Annotated in this window: 9 protein-coding genes; 1 reads left to right on the top strand and 8 read right to left on the bottom strand. The window is 68.8% G+C overall.

What is annotated here, in order from left to right:
• Window positions 1-45: 45 nt before the first annotated feature.
• The 5 genes from NE358_RS02340 to NE358_RS02320 form a co-directional block, all read right to left on the bottom strand.
• The gene (locus NE358_RS02340) at window positions 46-5,982 is read right to left on the bottom strand and encodes an Ig-like domain-containing protein (protein WP_289941004.1); all 5,937 of its coding nucleotides are present in this window, start codon (window positions 5,980-5,982) and stop codon (window positions 46-48) included.
• 14 nt (window positions 5,983-5,996) lie between these two features.
• Window positions 5,997-7,133 carry a serine/threonine-protein kinase gene (locus tag NE358_RS02335; protein WP_103206790.1) on the bottom strand — a complete coding sequence of 379 codons (1,137 nt, stop codon included), beginning with the start codon at window positions 7,131-7,133 and terminating at the stop codon, window positions 5,997-5,999.
• Between the two features lie 102 nt (window positions 7,134-7,235).
• On the bottom strand, window positions 7,236-7,898 hold the full coding sequence (locus tag NE358_RS02330) for a spermidine/putrescine ABC transporter substrate-binding protein (protein WP_103206791.1): 663 nt from the start codon (window positions 7,896-7,898) through the stop codon (window positions 7,236-7,238).
• Between the two features lie 67 nt (window positions 7,899-7,965).
• Window positions 7,966-8,448, bottom strand: a complete 483-nt coding sequence (locus tag NE358_RS02325; RefSeq protein ID WP_103206792.1) for a DUF6121 family protein — start codon at window positions 8,446-8,448, stop codon at window positions 7,966-7,968.
• A gap of 10 nt (window positions 8,449-8,458) precedes the next feature.
• Window positions 8,459-9,532 (bottom strand): ABC transporter, encoded by a 1,074-nt coding sequence (locus NE358_RS02320; protein WP_289940999.1) that lies wholly within the window; start codon window positions 9,530-9,532, stop codon window positions 8,459-8,461.
• Window positions 9,533-9,651: 119 nt separating this feature from the next.
• Between NE358_RS02320 and NE358_RS02315 the strand changes: the two genes are divergently transcribed.
• On the top strand, window positions 9,652-10,239 hold the full coding sequence (locus tag NE358_RS02315; RefSeq protein WP_103206794.1) for a hypothetical protein: 588 nt from the start codon (window positions 9,652-9,654) through the stop codon (window positions 10,237-10,239).
• 22 nt (window positions 10,240-10,261) lie between these two features.
• On the opposite strand, the gene NE358_RS02310 is transcribed toward NE358_RS02315, so the two are convergent.
• The 3 genes from NE358_RS02310 to rpoB form a co-directional block, all read right to left on the bottom strand.
• Window positions 10,262-10,867 carry a hypothetical protein gene (locus tag NE358_RS02310; protein ID WP_289940996.1) on the bottom strand — a complete coding sequence of 202 codons (606 nt, stop codon included), beginning with the start codon at window positions 10,865-10,867 and terminating at the stop codon, window positions 10,262-10,264.
• Window positions 10,868-11,007: 140 nt separating this feature from the next.
• On the bottom strand, window positions 11,008-14,883 hold the full coding sequence (gene rpoC / locus NE358_RS02305; protein WP_289940993.1) for a DNA-directed RNA polymerase subunit beta': 3,876 nt from the start codon (window positions 14,881-14,883) through the stop codon (window positions 11,008-11,010).
• Between the two features lie 56 nt (window positions 14,884-14,939).
• The gene (rpoB, locus tag NE358_RS02300; protein WP_103206797.1) at window positions 14,940-18,437 is read right to left on the bottom strand and encodes a DNA-directed RNA polymerase subunit beta; all 3,498 of its coding nucleotides are present in this window, start codon (window positions 18,435-18,437) and stop codon (window positions 14,940-14,942) included.
• Between the last annotated feature and the right edge of the window lie 126 nt (window positions 18,438-18,563).

The following is an 18,563-nucleotide window of genomic DNA, read 5'->3' as shown; positions in this document are numbered from 1 at the left end:
AAATCCTTCGGTGGGCGAGGGCGGGAAAGGGGATGCCGGGAGGGCTCAGGACGAGGGGTTCGAGGTCGGTGTGCCGGGCTTGCACTGGTCGCCGAAGTCGTCGGATGCCGAGTCGAGGTTCCAGCCCTGGCTCGACCAGTCGACGGTGACGCGGATGCGATCGACGCGAGTGGTGCCCACCGGGACGGCCGTTGCGGCTGCGCCCTCGGCTCGCGGCAGCTGCTTGCCGTCCTTGTCGAAGTAGCGCGCGTTGTCGTAGTTGAAGGTGATCTTGGCTTTGTCGTTGCTCGACGAACCACTGGCGCTGAGCGTCTTGCCGCCCTCGCAGCTCGCGACCTTCCACGAGGCCTGCACCTGGTAGGGCGCGCTGCCGTTCGCGGGTTTCACGGGCGCGTACTCGGACTGCGTTCCCCAGAGCTGGTGCTGGAAGTAGACCTGGATCTCGGGATCGCGATCGTAGGTCTTGTTGCCGGGACCCCAGTTGACGAACTTCGTGTCGTTGTAGCGCGGAGGCGGATCGCCATCGTTGATGCGATCGATACTCCAGCGCGCGGTGTTGTCGTTCCCGACGTCGGCCTTCGACCCGACGCGGAAGGTGTACCCCTTCGGCGCCGCCTTGCTCTGCTGGGCATCGACCTGCTTGTCCAGACTCACCGAGCCGTACGAGCGGCCGTTGAACCACGACTCGGCGCACATGGTGAAGCTGTAGGTCTCGCCGTCGCCGAGGGCCGTGAACTGGCGCGTGTCGCCCCCGCTACGGGGAATGCAGGGCAGACCCTTCCGGACGATGTCGAAGCGCACCTCGGAATCCGATCCGTTCTGCTGCGCGGTCGCGCGCGCATCCACCGTCGAGGTGCCGTTGCCGTTCGACGTCGAAGTCAGCGTCAGGTCGGGGTTGGTCGGTGCACCGACGCCGTGCGCCGTGCCGGAGTAGACGTTTCCGGCCGTCGCGCCGCCGAGCCCCGGGGGCACGGTGAACCGCGAGATCGGTGTGACGGTGACCGCGGTCGACGCGTTGGAGCCCACGCGGAACCGGGCCACCTGCACGACGTCCTGGTTGCGTCCGACGCTCACCTGGATCTTGTCGCCCGCGGCGCTCGCGATCTCGAGCGTGCCGGTCTCGGCGCTGTCGACGCCCTTGATGACGAGGTCGGCGAGGTTCCCCTCTCCCCCGGTCTGCGTGGGCGTGAAGTCCATTCCCTGCGGAGCGTTCGGGGGCCGGTACGCCCATCCGGTGGTGCGCACGGCCATCTTCGATTCGCCCACGCTGTTCACCGCGTTCACGACGTACTCGCGCTGCTCGCCGTTGGGCGCCGAGATCGGCGGGCAGCTGCCGTCTGCGCCGCACTGGCCCACGACAGTACCGTTGTAGCGCACCGTGAAACCCGAGATGGCGGGGTAGGCGCGTCGCGCCTCGCCCGGGTCGACGCGCAGCGTGACGGAGCCGTCGGCGTAGGCCGTCTGCCGGACGCTTCCGGGCGGGCGGGGGAATCCGAGCAGATCGAGCACGACGCGGGCGTCGCGCGTCGAGGCCGTGGTGCGCCCCTGCGCGTCGCGGAGCGTGACGCTCGCGCTGCAGGTCGCACCGGGAGCATCGTCGCTCCACGAGGCGACGATGCTCGAGGTCGATGCCACGCCGAAGGTGACTCCCGCGCACGCCGCGGTCGGGCGCACGTCGACGACCTCGAGGGGAGTGCGCGGCAGCGGGTTCACCTCGCCGCTGGTTCCGATCACATCGATCGGGCAGCTGGTTCCGCTGGCCTGAGAGCACTGCCTCGAGGTCGTTCCGCCCTGGGGAAGGGTGGACGGGGCCGCGCCGACGCGCAACACGAGTCGAGCCGGCGCGACGGCGTTGTGGCTGGTGACCGAGATGATCGCGGCGTTTTCGGTACCCGGGACCGAGCGGTCGTTGCCGGTGACCGTGACGATGGAGCCGTCGACAGAAACGCTGAAGGCGGATCCGCCGTAGTCGAGGGCGTAGCGGATGCCGTTCCAGTCCTCGCGGCCGAGCTGCCAGCTGGTCATGTTGCGCAGGTCGAACGTGGCGGTCTCCCCGGGGCCGACCGTCAGCGCGGCGGGCTTGAGCTCGGGCTGGGGATCACGGGCGACGATGCCGATGGGCACGGAGACCACCGTCCACTCCTCGGTGCCCGCGATACGCACCGGCACCTGACACGCGTCGGTGTACGGGGACCCGGCCCCGGCGTCGTAGCGGACGGTCGTCCCGGACACGGAGCAGCGTCCTTCGGCACGGACACCCGTCGCGGACACGTCGGTCCCCACCTCGAGCGCGGCGCGGCGCGGGAGCGCGACGAGGTTGGCCATGTCGAAGTCGACCGAGGCCAGCTCGTCGACGCGCTGCGCGGCGCCCGGGCGCAGGGAGAGGCTGAGGTCGTCATCGCCGGGGACGCGCAGGAACGCATAGGTGGTCACGTCCGTGTCGCCCACACGGCCGGTGATGGCGAACGGGATGACACGACGAGTGGCCGGCAGGGCGCCCGAGATCTGACGGCCGCTGAGGGTGACGTCGGAGGGCTGACCCCACAGCGACACGTCGAGGTCGCCGACCTCGCCGCCGGACCAGGTGGCCTTACCCGCGAGCACGTCGACACCGGTCGTGAAGTCGTCGCGGTTCTCGACGGTCAGCACGGTGTCGGTGACGACCGGGTAGTCGGGGACGTTCTCGCGCACGACCTTGACGACGATGAGCCCTCGGCCGGTGTTTCCCGAGTCGGATGCCACGTCGTAGAGGAACGACATGGTTCCCGGCTGCTCGCCGGCCTCGATGACGACCCCGGTGTCGGACACCGAATCGATGAAGCCCTTCAGGCGCGCGTACTCGGGGTTGTCGCTCTCGTCGACCAGTTTCTCGGGCAGGTCGGGGCGCACACCGGTGAGGGTGAGACGTCCCTGCGTGGGGTCGATGTCGTTGGCCAACGGGCTGACGCGGATCGTGCGATCGACGCCGGCCTGCACCTGCACGTAGTCGGTGAAGGTGATCGGGCTGGGGTTCGCCTCGGCGTCCAGCACACCGATGCGAACGGTGCCTTCCCCCGTCGCGCCGGACGAATCGGACACGCGATAGCGGAACGAGACCTGACCGCGATCGCCGGGCACCGAGGAGTACAGGATGCTCGAGCCGTCCGCGGAGATGGATGCCGTGCCTCTGTTGGGCTGCGCGACGATCCGGTCGAGTGTGACGGCGTCGCCGTCGGGATCGACGCCGAAGCCGTGGAAGTCGATCGAGGTGGTGCCGCCACTGAGCACTCGGCCCTCGAGGGTGTCGGGCAGGGGCGCGCGGTTGGCCTCTCCGCCCAGGACGGTGATGTGCACCGTCGCTTCGTCCCAGAGCGCGGGGGTACCGGTCGTGTAGACGCGGTATGTGACTTCGTACGATCCCGGCGTCGTGGGGGCGAGGTAGCGGAGCACGCCCCCGGAGGTGAAGGCGAGGGCGTCACTCGCGGGTTGGGTCTGCACGCTCGAGGGGTCGAGGGTCGGGCGACCTCCCGCCGGTGAGATGTCGTTGTCGAGGACGGGGATGTCGATCTGGGCGCCGACGCGGACCGTGACGTTGTCGTCGACCGCGATCGGAGCGATCTCGGGAGCGGGCGGCAGAAGGTACACCGTCGCCTCACCGGTCACGCGAGAACCCTCGTCGTTGGTCCCGTCGCTCACCGTGTAGGCGACGGTTCCGAGCAGCCCGGCCGAGCCGTCGGCCGTGCTCCCCGACACGCGCAGGTCGTTCTGACCCACGGTGTCCACCGTGAGCGACGCACCCTCTTGGGCCGTCGCCGCCACGTCGCTGAGCAGCAGCACGCGGCCGGTCGGGTTGGACACGGCGCTGAACACGTCGAGCGTGGCGTCTTCCTGGGGCCGCACGAACGCCACGACGGGAGAGGTCGCGAGCTGGGCGGGCGCGTCGGCGGGAAGCAGCGTGATCCGCGCGGTGCCCGTCGCGTCGCGGCCCCCGCCGTTCACGGTGAAGTCCACGCGGTACACGCCGGGCTGGTTCGCCGCGAAGTCGAAGGTCGTGCTGCCGCCGACCACGGTGGCCGTGGCCGCCGCATCGTCGAGGACCCGCACCGAGGTGAGGCTGACGTTTCCGGCCGTGCCGGTGACGTGCGGTCCGACGTCGACGGCGACGGAGGATCCGACGGTGTCGATCTTCGCGAACGACTGCACCGCGAGCGTGGGATCGGGTGCCACCCGGATCACGAGCGGCTTCGTCGTCTTCGCGCCCTCGGTATCGGCGACCGTGACGTCGAGCTGGATGTTCTGCTCGCCGCCGGAGCCGTCGTCGGCGTGCTGGTAGACCACGTCCCCGCCGGGGGTCGCGGCGACCGTACCGACGCCGCCGGGATTGTCGACCGAGAGCAGCAGCAGGGGGTCGCCGTCGGGGTCCACCCAGCCGGGCAGCACCGGAACGGTGATCGTGCCGCCGCGCGCGACCTCGGGGGTCGGCCACGGCTGCAGGCACTTGTCGACGCCGCACCAGACGGGCGCCGCATTGGTCTGCGCGGGCGAGACCGTGAGCGTGACGGTCGCCGGAGCGGAGTTCAGCCCGTCGGCAGCAGTGCCGTCGGTGACCGAGTACGAGAACGTCGCGCTACCCGTCGCTCCCGGAGCCACCCGAACGGCCAGGCGCTGGCCGGAATCGGTGACGGTGAGGCTGCCGAAACCCGGATCGAGGCCCGTGACGCTCTCGGCGATGATGCTGAGGACGTCCTCGTTGGGGTCGTGATCGTTCAGGAGCACCGGCAGTGTCGTGAGCCGTCCGGGTCGTACGCCGAAGGTGTCGGGCTCGGCGATCGGCGGCTTGGGGTCGAGCACCACGCTCAGTTTCTCTTCGCTCTGGACAGCCGTCTGCTCGGTGCGATCGTCGAGCGACCAGTTCTGACTCGAGGCGACGAGCGTCCCGTCGGGGACCGTCCAGACCCAGCCCGTGCGCGTCTCGTTGAGGATCACCGCGTGGTCGGTGGCCACGAAGACCGGTCGACGCTGGTCGGGCATGGTCGCCCCGCCGTAGTCGAGGTTCGTCTCGCCCTGGTCGGAGCGCCAGAGTGTTCCGCGCGCGTCTCCGGGGAGCAGCCACGCGGCGTAGGCGACTCCCTGATGCGAGAGGGGGCGCGCAGGCTGACCGAGCACGTTGCCGCCTCCGCCCACCTCGCGCCGCGGCTCGGACCCATCGGCGGGGATGCTCCAGAGCGACTGGTCGTCGGCGACGTACACGGCACGTGCCTCGGCGTCGGCGTCGGCGACGACGAGCTGATCCGCCGCCTCGATCGTGACGGGGTCCTCCCCGCGCACCCACACGCGTCCGGCGTCGGCATCGACGAGGACCCAGGTGTCGCCTGCGGCGGAGAGCACGGGGGCGGCCACGTCCGCGTCGAGGGCGTCGCGCCCGCGCAGCTCGTCGGCCTCGATGTCGTACCGGATGACGGAGCCGTCGGCGGAGGAGTACGCGAAGAGCATGCCGCGAGCATCGAGGGCGATGGCATCCGCGGTGTAAGAGGGAGCGTTCTCGTCCGTGGAGGTGCCGAAGGGGTCGAGCTCGGTCGGCTTCTGGCCCGCCTGGCTCAACCTGCTCGCGAAGAGCGTGCCCGTGTCGGTGCGATAGACGGCGTAGTCGCCCGCCGTGGCCACGGACGTCGTGCCCGGCGGTGTATCGGGAGCTGCCTCGAGCTGGTCGTCGGAGAGATCGACGGGCTGTGCCTCGTTGATGCGGGTGAGCTTGCTGAAGCTGTCGGTGAAGAGGTAGGCGCCGTCGCCGCTCTGGACGACCTGGCTGGGGTTGCCGGCCGTGCGCACCGTGTCGAGCTCGCCGACGGTGGTGTTGACGCGCGCGTAGCGCTGGCCGTCGCCGGTCTGGAGCGCCCACACCGACGTGTCGACCTCGGGGGTCTGCTGGGCGTCGAGGCCGGGCCACACGATGCTCGCGGTGATGACCAGGGCACCCGCGGCCAGGGTGGAGGCCAGGCCCACGATGTTCCTCCGCCTCATCGGAGCACCCCCGTCGCGAACAGTGCCGCTACGACGACGGCTCCGGCGGTCACGAGTGTGGCGGATGCCAGAATCCACGGCAGCACCTTGGATCCGCTCGACACCGGCGTGGCGATGTCGGTGTCCTCGTCACGCACATAGCCCGCCATTCCGGACGTCCCGCGGAGCTTCCGCGCCCCGTCGCGCTCGATGCGCGACCGTGCGGGACCGCGCAGCGTGCCGTCGGCGAAATCGATCGATCGAGCGGCGGGCGCCCACTCGGCGGCGGGCACCTCGAGCGGCGTCGCCGGCATACCCGCCTCGATCTGCACCGCCTGCAGGGCCTCGCCGAACTCGCGTGCGCTGGCGTAGCGGTCGGCCGGATTGCGCGACATGGACTTCGCGAGCACCGCCTGCAGCGAGGCAGGCACGTCACTCCGGGAGATGTCGGTGTAGGTGGCGCGGGCGATGCGGCGGCGGAGCTGCTCGCGCGAGTTCTGCCCCTTCTCGCGCCGCTCGAACGGGCTCTGCCCGGCGAGCAGCGAATAGATCGTGGCGCCCAGGCTCCACACCTCGCTCGACACCGTCCCCGCGGTCTGCTCGGCGATGACCTCGGGCGCGCTCCACGGGACAGACATGGCGAGCATCTCGTCGGCTCCCTGACGGACGAGCGAAGACGAGATGCCGAAGTCGGCCAGCACGGGCGCGCCGAACGTCGTCACGAGGATGTTGCTGGGCTTGACGTCTCGGTGGATGAGCCCGGCGTGGTGCGCGGATTCGAGGGCTCCCGACATACGGACGCCGATGGACAGCACCTCGGCTACGGGGATGCGCTCGACGCGGTACCTCTGCGCGAGAGAGCCCGGGCAGAACTCCATGACGATGTAGGGCCGCCCGTCGGCGGAGATTCCGGCCTGGTAGACGGTGACGATCGACGGGTGGGCGGACAGGTGCGCCAGGACGTCTGCCTCGGCGTTGAACATGCGCAGCAGGTCGGCGTCGCGCACATCGCTCGGGAGGACCTTGACCGCGACGTCGCGACGCGGCATGTCCTGCCCGTACAGGAAGACGTCGGCGAAGCCGCCCGACCCCAACGGCCGGATGTACGCGAGCCCGGGCAGGATGGGCGGCGAAGACGGCAGGCGCTGCGGCATCGAGCCCCCTCCCCCGTGCGTCTGTTCCGCGACTCGATAAGCGGACAACTCGTTGATGCTAACAAAAGCACAACGCGACGCCGTGCCGTTGTGCACAGAGCTTCAGGATGCCGGCGGCTCCGCGTCGCGCGGATCGAAGGGCGCATCGAGAGACCGAGTGAGATCGTCGAGCAGAGCGGCGATCTGCGGCTCCACGAATTCGGCCACCGCGGCCTGAATGCGCAGGCGGTGGCGCAGCAGGATCGTGCACACCTCGCGACCGATCATGTTCGCGTAATCGTCGGCGAGGCCGACCTCCTGTCGCAGTGCCGCCTTCGCGGCATCCGACAGAGGGGGAAGTGCGGGGAGGGCTGCGTCCTCCTCCGCGGCGAGGCCCGACAGCGTGAAGAGGAAGGGCGATCCGGGCTCGGGGTCGGGGTCCAACGGCATCCCGTCGAATTCGGGCTCGAGGCCCTCAGCGGGACGGTAAGAACGCCGCCGGTTGCGCTCGGACTGGTGGTCGAGCTCGGCTTGGAGCATGGGGAGGTTGCGGGAGGTGTACTCGGCGACCGCGTGGTCGACGATGGTCTTCACGCGCGTAGACAGGCCGTGCTGCACCCCGTGCGGCACGTCAGACCCGAGGCCCGCGGCTGACAGCACCGGGGAACCGAAGCATCGACGGCATGGCGCGACGCGTCCTCGATGGTTCGCGGGCTCCCACCGGGGCAGCCAGCGGAGCCAGGCGTCCACCGCCTGACCGACCTGGCTCTCGAGCGACCGCTCCACGCCCCTACGCTAGCCCGACACGCCCGGGAACACGCGGATGCGCACGAATCCGCGCGTCACGATCGCGTCAGAGGTCGTCTTCATCGTCTTCCCACCGCCAGCGCGGGCCGCGCGTCCGGGTGCGGACGAGCAGGATACCGAAGAGTCCCGCGAGCAGCGCGGCGGCGGCGACGACGGGACCGGGGAACCCCAGCGCGACGCTGCTCGCCGCAGCGACGCCGCGGGCCGGGTCGGCGCCGCTGACGAGGGCGCCGACGACGATGCCGAGCACTTCACCCAGATAGGCGGCGATCGCGCAGGGGACGGAGAGGAGAAAGCCCGGCGGATCGGCGCGAAGACCCCACCGCAGGGTCGCGGCGAAGGCTCCCAGGGCGAAGAGCTGACCGGTCACGCCCGGGATCGCCCCCAGACCGCGGACGGGGATGACATCGGCGTCGACGAGGAGACTCACCACCCCGAGACCCCCGATCGAGAGGGCGATGAAGACCACGGCCGCGAAGACGACGGCGACCGGCGGGGAAACCCCCGCCGGTCGCTGCTCGTTCGTCATGGACTCCGGTTCAGCGCTGCGAGAGCTGAGGACCGGCCTCCAGAGTGCGCTCGTACTCGCGCTGGGCTTCGGCGTTGATCTCGCTGATGCGGCGACCGCGCGCGGCTACCCAGGATCCGAACCAGATGGTGAGCTCGCGACCCAGGATGAACGCCACGATGGCGAGGGGTGCGAGGACGTTGTCCTGCAGCAACTCGAACGACTGGCGGGCGGTGATCATCCAGAAGGGGGCGGCGAAGAGCACGCCGAGCAGATGCCCGGCCCACGCCACAACGCCGACGACCAGGCCCCACACGACCCAGTGCCCCCAGCGGCCGCGGTTGATGAGCGCGCCGAGGAACCAGAAGCCGAAGTAGAAGGCCACGGTCGGAACCCAGAGGCCCCAGGTGGTGAGGGCCGAGAGAGCCGCCTGACCGAGGTCCGCAGACTGGACGGAGCCGGTGAGCAGCCCCAGACCCAGGGTGGCCGCGAGATAGAGAGCCGCGAAGACCAGGGCGGCGAGCAGGCCGATCGCTCCGGCCGCGCCGCGGTTGTTCCGCGGACGGGGAGCTTCGGGGGCCTGCACGAAGATCGGCTGCGCCCCGCCCACGACGCGCGTGGGTTCGTCGGCGACGGGAGCGGTCGCCGCCGCGGCGGCACCGGCTCCGGCGGCGGCGGGGTAGACGGTGGTGTGCGCGTCGTCGGAACGCGAGGTCTCGTCGTGGCGGACGTCATCGCGCGCCGGCTCGGCGGACGCGGCGTACGCGGCCCATCGGGCGTCTTCGTCGTCGAGATCGACCGAACCCGCGGATGCCGAGCTGCTCTGCGGCGCGACGGGGGACGCGTCGTGCACGACCGGCGCGGTGTGCTCGCTGCGCGGCGTCTGCGACGTCGCCGACTCGTGCTCGTGCGCCTCGCGCTCGTCCCACGCGGCCTCGGCGGCGGCGGGGTCGACCGCGTCACGACGAGCGGCCTCGGCGTCGGCGAGACCCTCGTGGGCTCGGCCGACGACATCCTGCGCTTCGTCCTTCGGCTCGACGACGGGGTCGCCGTACGAGTCCTTGGGTTCAGCGACGGGGTCGCCGTACGACTTGTTGTCGCTCATGGGGTCTCCTCACGCGGTGCTTGCGGCGCAAGGCTAACCCGGGTATCGCGCGGCATCGCGCAGGCGTGCCGTCGGATGTCCTTCTCGACCGTGTCGGTGGGGCGGCTTAGGGTGTTCCCATGCCCCGTCGCCTGCTCCGCCCGGCCGTCGGAGCGGTTTTCGCCGTCGCCGCTCTCGTCGCTCTGACGGCGTGCGCCCCCGTCGCCGAGGAAGCCGCCCCCGCCCCGTCGACGTCCGTCGTATCCGAGAGTCCGACCCCCATCCCCACGATCACGCAGACGGCGCCCGCGGTTCGGATCCCCGCCGACTGTCGCGCCATGCTCTCCGCCGACGTCCTGTCGCAACTGGGCACCACGCCCCTGAACGATCCCGCAGTCGGGGCGTCGGGCGTCCAGTCCGACGGGTCGCTGATCTGCATCTGGCGCGACCCTGCCGCCGACACCAGCGGTCTCGTCACCCACATCTCGCGCATGGACCGCGGCCCGGCCCTCGACATGCTCAACGGCCTGGTCGATACGCAGGGTTTCAGTTGTTACACCCCCGACGCCGGCACACGCTGCGAGAAGACCTGGATCAACCCGACCTACCCCGTCAACGACGGCCGCACGCTGTACTGGCGCGACGGCGTGCTCATCGACACGCAGTACTCCAACCTCGCGCCGACCGGCTATACCGCGAGCATCATCGCCGCCGTGTTCGGCGGCTGAGCGCACGTCGCTCCGGGCCGCGTCACTCGCCGAAGAAGGCGTGGGATGCCACGATCGCGGCGTAGTCGTCCGGCATCCAGCCCGAGAGCGTCGACGACACCCAGCGGTCCGCGCGGAGGTCGTGGATCTCGAGGACGTCGCCCGCGGCTCGTTCGCAGTGCGTCGTGTCGGCCGCGGTGGAGCACGCGAAGCCCTGCGCCGTGAGCGTCGTGGCGACCGCCGCGGCACCGTCGGGAGACACGGTCGAGACGGTGGTCTCGATGGATCGGCCGGCCTCCCCCCGCCAGTGACACGTGACCACGACCGCGGGGGCTGCCGCTGCCGCTGCCACGGCCTCGGGCGTCGACGCCGGCGGCGTATGGCGCTGCGACAGCAGCGCCTGCGGCGACCACACCAGCGACGACCAGAGAGGCTGGGAGTACAGGTGTCGACAGTCCGAGGCGGGTGCGGGTGGCGCCGTCTCGGCGACCACGTGCCTGCCGGTCGCGGCTCGCAGCGTATCGCCGACGAAGCCGACCGCCATCGGCACGCCCGGAGCGGCGATCACCGCCAAGGCCGTCACGGCAGCCGCACACAGCAGACCCGCCGGCCAAGCCAGCCACAGACTGCGTCCCCCGATACGGGCCATCCGTTCCTCCACCACAACGGTAGGCGCAGCGACGCCTCGGACCCCTCACCCGACACGCCGCGAGCACGACGAAGGCCCCCGGCGCGAGCCGGGGGCCTTCGGGGATCGGGATGCCGCACCGGGGCGTGGCATCCCGTCGATCAGTTGTACGTACCGGGCGTGAAGTCGTCCGTCGAGAAGCTGTCGAAGTCGACGTAGCTCAGGTCGGCGTCGCTGTACGCGCCGTCCGAGGCGAAGATGCGGTTGGGGTACCGCTCGCTCTTCGCCTCTTCCGTCGCCTCGACCGTGACGTTGCGGTACTTCGCAAGTCCGGTTCCGGCGGGGATGAGCTTTCCGATGATGACGTTCTCCTTGAGGCCGACGAGCGGGTCGCTCTTGCCCTCCATGGCCGCCTGCGTCAGGACGCGGGTGGTCTCCTGGAACGACGCGGCCGACAGCCACGACTCCGTCGCGAGCGACGCCTTCGTGATACCCATCAGCTCGGGACGACCCGACGCGGGACGCTTGCCCTCGCCGACGGCCTCGCGGTTGATGGCCTGGTAGCGCTTGAAGTCCACCAGCTCACCCGGGAGCAGATCGGTGTCGGCGTGATCGACGACGGTGACCTTGCGGAGCATCTGTCGGACGATGACCTCGATGTGCTTGTCGTGGATCGGCACACCCTGCGAGCGGTACACGCCCTGGACGCCGTTGACGAGGTACTTCTGCACCTCGCGGGCACCCTGCACGCGCATGACCTCCTTGGGGTCGAGCGTTCCGACGAGGATCGGCTGACCGACCACGACGTGCTGCCCGTCCTCGACCAGGAGCGTCGCGCGCTTCAGGACGGGGTAGACCACCGGCTCGTCGCCGTTGTCGGGCGTGAGGATGACCTTCTTGGCCTTGTCGGTCTCGTCGATCGTGATGCGGCCATCGGCCTCGGCGATCGGCGACGCGCCCTTGGGGGTGCGGGCCTCGAACAGCTCCTGCACGCGGGGAAGACCCTGCGTGATGTCGTCTGCCGAAGCGGAACCACCGGTGTGGAAGGTACGCATCGTCAGCTGGGTACCGGGCTCACCGATCGACTGGGCCGCGATGATGCCGACGGCCTCGCCGATGTCGACGATCTTGCCGGTGGCGAGCGAACGGCCGTAGCACTTCGCGCAGACACCGACAGCCGAGTCGCACGTCAGGACCGAGCGGACCTTGATGGTCTCGACGCCACCGGCGACCAGCTTGTCGATGAGCACGTCGCCCACGTCGTCGCCGGCCTCGGCCAGCACGGTGCCCTGCGCGTCGACGACCGCCGTGGCGAGCGTACGAGCGAACACCGAGTTCTCGACGTTGGCGTCCTTGACCAGCGAACCGGTCGAGTCGGCGGCGGCGATCGGGAGCTCGAGGCCCTTCGACGTGCCGCAGTCCTCCTCGCGGATGATGACATCCTGCGAGACGTCGACCAGACGACGCGTCAGGTACCCCGAGTCGGCCGTACGGAGGGCCGTGTCGGCCAGACCCTTACGGGCACCGTGCGTCGCGATGAAGTACTCGGCGACCGACAGTCCCTCGCGGTACGAGGAGATGATCGGACGCGGGATGATCTCACCCTTGGGGTTGTTCACCAGGCCTCGCATACCCGCGATGTTGCGGATCTGCAGCCAGTTACCACGGGCGCCCGACGAGACCATGCGGTTGATGGTGTTGTCGGCGGGGAAGTTGTCCCGCATCGCCTTCTGGACCTCGTCGGTGGCCTCGGTCCAGATCTTGATGAGCTCCTGACGACGCTCGGCGTCGGTGGTGAGACCCTTCTCGTACTGGCCCTGCACCTTCGCGGCCTGCTTCTCGTAGCCGGCCACGATCTCCGCCTTGTTCGGCGGGGTGAGGATGTCGCTCAGCGCCACGGTGACACCCGAACGGGTGGCCCAGTAGAAGCCGGCGTCCTTGATCCGGTCGAGCGATGCCGCGACCTCGACCTTGGGGTACTCCTCGGCCAGCTTGTTGACGATCTGCGACAGCTTGCCCTTGTCGGCTTGTTCGCGAACGAACGGGTAGCCCTTGGGGAGGGTGTCGTTGAAGATCGCCTGACCGAGCGAGGCGTCGACGAGACCGTGCTTGTCGTAGCCCTCGGGCGCCTGGCCCTCGAGGAACGTCAGGCCGGGGATGCGGATGCGCGCCTTGGCCTGCAGGTCGAGGGTGCCCTCGTCCTTGGCCAGGATCGCCTCGCCCACCGAACCGAATGCACGGCCCTCGCCCACGGCACCCTCCTTGAGGGTGGTGAGGTGGTGCAGACCGATGATCATGTCCTGCGAGGGCAGGGTGACCGGACGGCCGTCCGACGGCTTGAGGATGTTGTTCGAGGCGAGCATGAGCACGCGCGCCTCGGCCTGAGCCTCGACCGACAGGGGCAGGTGGACAGCCATCTGGTCACCGTCGAAGTCGGCGTTGAACGCCGCGCACACGAGCGGGTGCAGCTGGATGGCCTTGCCCTCGACGAGCTGGGGCTCGAACGCCTGGATGCCGAGACGGTGCAGGGTGGGTGCACGGTTCAGCAGCACGGGGCGCTCGCGGATGATCTCCTCGAGCACGTCCCAGACCTCGGGACGGTAGCGCTCGACGGCGCGCTTGGCGGCCTTGATGTTCTGCGAGTGACCGAGGTCGATCAGGCGCTTGATCACGAACGGCTTGAACAGCTCGAGAGCCATCTGCTTGGGCAGACCGCACTGGTGGAGCTTGAGCTGGGGTCCGACGATGATGACGGAACGGCCCGAGTAGTCGACGCGCTTTCCGAGCAGGTTCTGGCGGAAGCGACCCTGCTTTCCCTTGAGCATGTCGCTCAGGGACTTCAGGGCGCGGTTGCCGGTACCGGTGACGGGGCGACCACGGCGGCCGTTGTCGAACAGCGCGTCGACGGCCTCCTGCAGCATGCGCTTCTCGTTGTTGACGATGATCTCGGGGGCACCGAGGTCGATCAGGCGACGGAGGCGGTTGTTGCGGTTGATCACGCGACGGTAGAGGTCGTTCAGGTCGCTGGTCGCGAAGCGGCCACCGTCGAGCTGGACCATGGGACGAAGCTCCGGCGGGATCACCGGGACGACGTCGAGCACCATCGAGGCCGGGCTCATGCCGGTCTGCAGGAACGAGTTGACGACCTTGAGGCGCTTGATCGCGCGGATCTTGCGCTGCCCCTTGCCCTCGGAGATCTGCAGGTGGAGGCTGTCGGCCTCGGCCTGCAGGTCGAAGGCCTCGAGACGACGCTTGATCGACTCGGCACCCATGTGGGCCTCGAAGTATTGACCGAAGCGGTCCTGGAGCTCGTGGAACACGTCGTCCTCGGGCTTCAGGGCGCCGACCTCGAGCGTGCGGAAGTCCTCCCACACGCGCTCGAGCTTGGCGATCTGCTCGTCGGCGTTCTTGCGCGCCGAGGTCATCTCCTTCTCGGCGGCGTCCTTGACCTTCTTCTTCTGGTCGGCCTTGGCGCCCTCCGCCTCGAGGACGGCGAGCTCCTCCTCGAGCTTGGCGAGGCGAGCGGCGATGCGGGCATCGCGACGGTCGCCGAGCGTCTTCAGCTCGAGACGGATGTTGTTCTCCTGCGTGGCCAGGTCGCGGTGACGAGCATCCTCGTCGACCGAGATGACCATGTAGGCGGCGAAGTAGATGACCTTCTCGAGGTCCTTCGGCGCCATGTCCAGCAGGTAGCCGAGGCGCGAGGGCACGCCCTTGAAGTACCAGATGTGCGTGACGGGCGCGGCGAGCTCGATGTGGCCCATGCGCTCGCGACGGACCGAGCTCTTGGTGACCTCGACGCCGCAGCGCTCGCAAACGATGCCCTTGAAGCGCACGCGCTTGTACTTTCCGCAGGCGCACTCCCAGTCGCGGGAGGGCCCGAAGATCTGCTCGCCGAAGAGGCCGTCCTTCTCGGGCTTCAGCGTGCGGTAGTTGATCGTCTCGGGCTTCTTGACCTCACCGAAGGACCAACGACGGATGTCGTCGGCGGTGGCCAGACCGATACGGATCTGATCGAAAGTGGTTGATTCGAGCACTGGTTCTCCTGTGTCGGAATTCTCTGAAATCTGAGCTGGGTCGCTGAGCTGGAAGCTCAGATCTCGTCGATCGACGAGGACTCGAAGCGGCTGGAGATGTTGATGCCGAGCTCTTCCGCGGCGCGGAAGGCGTCGTCATCCGTGTCGCGGAGATTCACCGCGGTGCCGTCGGCCGAGAGGACCTCGACGTTCAGGCAGAGCGACTGCATCTCCTTCATGAGCACCTTGAACGACTCGGGGATGCCGGGCTCCTGGATGTTCTCGCCCTTGACGATGGCCTCGTACACCTTGACGCGGCCGAGGATGTCGTCGGACTTGATCGTGAGGAGCTCCTGCAGCGCGTACGCGGCACCGTAGGCCTCGAGCGCCCACACTTCCATCTCGCCGAAGCGCTGACCACCGAACTGCGCCTTACCACCGAGCGGCTGCTGGGTGATCATCGAGTACGGCCCCGTCGAACGCGCGTGGATCTTGTCGTCGACGAGGTGGTGCAGCTTCAGGATGTACATGTAGCCGACCGAGATGGGCGCCGGGAACGGCTCGCCGGAGCGACCGTCGAACAGCAGCGTCTTACCCGTGGAGTCGACCAGACGGTCGCCGTCGCGGTTCGGGATCGTCGAGTCGAGCAGACCCGCGATCTCGGCCTCGAACGCGCCGTCGAACACCGGGGTGGCGACCTTCGTACCGGGGGCGGCCTCGCGAGCGACCTCGGGGAGGTTGGCGGCCCATTCGGGGGTGCCCTCGACCTTCCAGCCCTGCTGGGCGATCCAGCCGAGGTGGAGCTCCAGAACCTGGCCGAAGTTCATTCGACCGGGGATACCGAGCGGGTTGAGGATGATGTCGACCGGCGTGCCGTCGGACAGGAAGGGCATGTCCTCGATCGGGAGGATCTTGGCGATGACACCCTTGTTGCCGTGGCGGCCGGCGAGCTTGTCGCCCTCGGTGATCTTGCGCTTCTGGGCGATGTAGACCACGACGCGACGGTTGACGCCCGAGCCGAGCTCGTCGTCGCCGTCTTCGGCGTTGAACTCCTTGACGGCGATGATCGTGCCCTGCTCGCCGTGGGGCACCTTCAGCGAGGTGTCGCGGACTTCGCGGCTCTTCTCGTTGAAGATCGCGCGGAGCAGGCGCTCCTCGGCGCTCAGCTCGGTCTCGCCCTTGGGCGTGACCTTGCCGACGAGGATGTCGCCGGGACGAACCTCGGCACCGATGCGGATGATGCCGCGGTCGTCGAGGTCCTTCAGCAGGTCGGGGCTGACGTTGGGGAGGTCACGGGTGATCTCCTCCTTGCCGAGCTTCGTGTCGCGCGCGTCGACCTCGTACTCCTCGATGTGGATCGACGACAGCGTGTCGTCCTTCACGAGGTCCTGGCTGAGGATGATCGCGTCCTCGAAGTTGTGGCCTTCCCAGGTCATGAACGCCACGAGGAGGTTCTTGCCGAGGGCGAGCTCGCCGTTCTCGGTCGCGGGACCGTCGGCGATGACCTCGCCGGCCTCGATGCGCTCACCGGCCGAGACGACCACGCGCTGGTTGTACGAGGTGCCCTGGTTCGAACGGTCGAACTTGCGCAGGAAGTAGTCCTGCGTGCCGCCCTCGTCGAGCTGGATCGTCACGACGTCAGCCGAGACCTCCAGGACGACACCGGACTTCTCGGCGGTGACCACGTCACCGGCATCGATGGCCGCGAAGCCCTCCATACCGGTACCGACGACGGGCGACTCGCTGCGCACGAGCGGCACGGCCTGACGCTGCATGTTCGCACCCATGAGGGCGCGGTTGGCGTCGTCGTGCTCGAGGAACGGGATGAGCGAGGTCGCCACCGACACCATCTGGCGCGGCGAGACGTCCATGTAGCCGATCTCGTCGTTCGGGAACAGGTCGACCTCGCCACCCTGACCACGGCGGGCCAGGATGCGGTCTTCCACGAAGTGGCCGTCGGCCTGCAGGGCGACACCGGCCTGAGCGACGATGTGGTCGCTCTCTTCGCTGGCCGTGAGGTAGTCGATCTGGTCGGTCACGCGGCCGTCGACGACGCGACGGTACGGCGTCTCGATGAAGCCGAACGCGTTGATGCGGGCGAACGAGGCGAGCGAACCGATCAGGCCGATGTTCGGGCCTTCCGGCGTCTCGATCGGGCACATGCGGCCGTAGTGCGAGGGGTGGACGTCACGGACCTCGACGCCGGCGCGCTCACGCGACAGACCGCCGGGACCCAGAGCCGACAGTCGGCGCTTGTGGGTCAGACCCGCGAGCGGGTTGTTCTGGTCCATGAACTGCGACAGCTGCGAGGTGCCGAAGAACTCCTTGATCGCGGCGACGACGGGGCGCACGTTGATCAGGGTCTGGGGCGTGATCGCCTCGATGTCCTGCGTGGTCATGCGCTCGCGGACGACGCGCTCCATACGGGACAGACCGGTGCGGACCTGGTTCTGGATCAGTTCGCCGACGGCACGGATGCGGCGGTTGCCGAAGTTGTCGATGTCGTCGGTGTCGAGACGGATCTCGGCAGCTTTGCCGCCACGGACGCCGTCGAAGGTGACGTCGCCGCGGTGCAGGCGCACGAGGTACTTGATCGTGGCGACGATGTCGTCGACCGTCAGCACCGAGTCGCTCAGCGGCTTGTCGAGACCGAGCTTCTGGTTGATCTTGTAACGACCCACCTTGGCGAGGTCGTAGCGCTTCGAGTTGAAGTAGAAGTTGTCGAGCAGCGCACGGGCGGCCTCGGCCGCGACCTGCTCGCCCGGACGGAGCTTGCGGTAGATGTCGCGGAGGGCGTCTTCCTTCGTGAGGATCGTGTCCTTGGACAGCGTCTCTTCGATGGAGTCGAAGCCGGAGAACTCCGCGAGGATGTCCTCGCTGGTCAGGCCGAGGGCCTTGAGGAACACGGTGACCGACTGCTTGCGCTTGCGGTCGATGCGCACGCCGACCTGATCGCGCTTGTCGATCTCGAACTCGAGCCAGGCACCGCGCGAGGGGATGACGCGCGCCGACACGATGTCCTTGTCGGAGGTCTTGTCGGGCGTCTTGTCGAAGTAGACACCGGGCGAACGCACGAGCTGCGACACGACGACACGCTCGGTGCCGTTGATGATGAACGTGCCCTTGTTGGTCTGGAGCGGGAAGTCGCCCATGAAGACCGTCTGGGTCTTGATCTCACCGGTCTGGTGGTTCATGAACTCGGCCTCGACGTACAGCGGGGCGGCGTAGGTCTTGCCGCGCTCCTTGCACTCTTCGATCGAGTACTTCTCGGGCTCGAGGTAGGGGTTGGTGAACGAGAGCTGCATGGTCTCGCTCAGGTCCTCGATCGGCGAGATCTCCTCGAAGATCTCCTCGAGTCCGCTGATCTCGGGGACGTCGGTACGACCGGCGGCCTGAGCCTCGGCGACACGCGCCTTCCATGCGTCGTTACCGACGAGCCAGTCGAACGACTCGGTCTGCAGCGCGAGCAGATCGGGAACGGTCAGCTTGTCGGAGATCTTCGCGAACGAGAGGCGAGATGCGCCGCGTCCGCTCTTCGGGGTGGTGGTGGTGGATGCGTTGCTCGCAGCAGCCAAGGGAATAACCTCCAGAAGCCCGGGCGAGGGGCTCGTGATTCCTTGTCGTCAGGTGGAGTGCGTTCCTGCCCCGATAACCTGCACGTCGCACACCGCGGTGAAGCGGGGACGGACAGGCTCAGCCGA

Source organism: Sphingomonas sp. G5, from assembly GCF_052660795.1.
Note: the sequence above shows the minus strand (reverse complement) of the source record. Positions and strands in the feature narration are given on the sequence as shown.

Excerpts from the sequence above, each read along its gene's own strand:
- NE358_RS02335 (WP_103206790.1), bottom strand. The coding sequence starts at position 7,133 with ATGCCGCAGCGCCTGCCGTCTTCGCCGCCCATCCTGCCCGGGCTCGCG.
- NE358_RS02325 (WP_103206792.1), bottom strand. The coding sequence starts at position 8,448 with ATGACGAACGAGCAGCGACCGGCGGGGGTTTCCCCGCCGGTCGCCGTC.
- NE358_RS02320 (WP_289940999.1), bottom strand. The coding sequence starts at position 9,532 with ATGAGCGACAACAAGTCGTACGGCGACCCCGTCGCTGAACCCAAGGAC.
- NE358_RS02315 (WP_103206794.1), top strand. The coding sequence starts at position 9,652 with ATGCCCCGTCGCCTGCTCCGCCCGGCCGTCGGAGCGGTTTTCGCCGTC.
- NE358_RS02310 (WP_289940996.1), bottom strand. The coding sequence starts at position 10,867 with ATGGCCCGTATCGGGGGACGCAGTCTGTGGCTGGCTTGGCCGGCGGGT.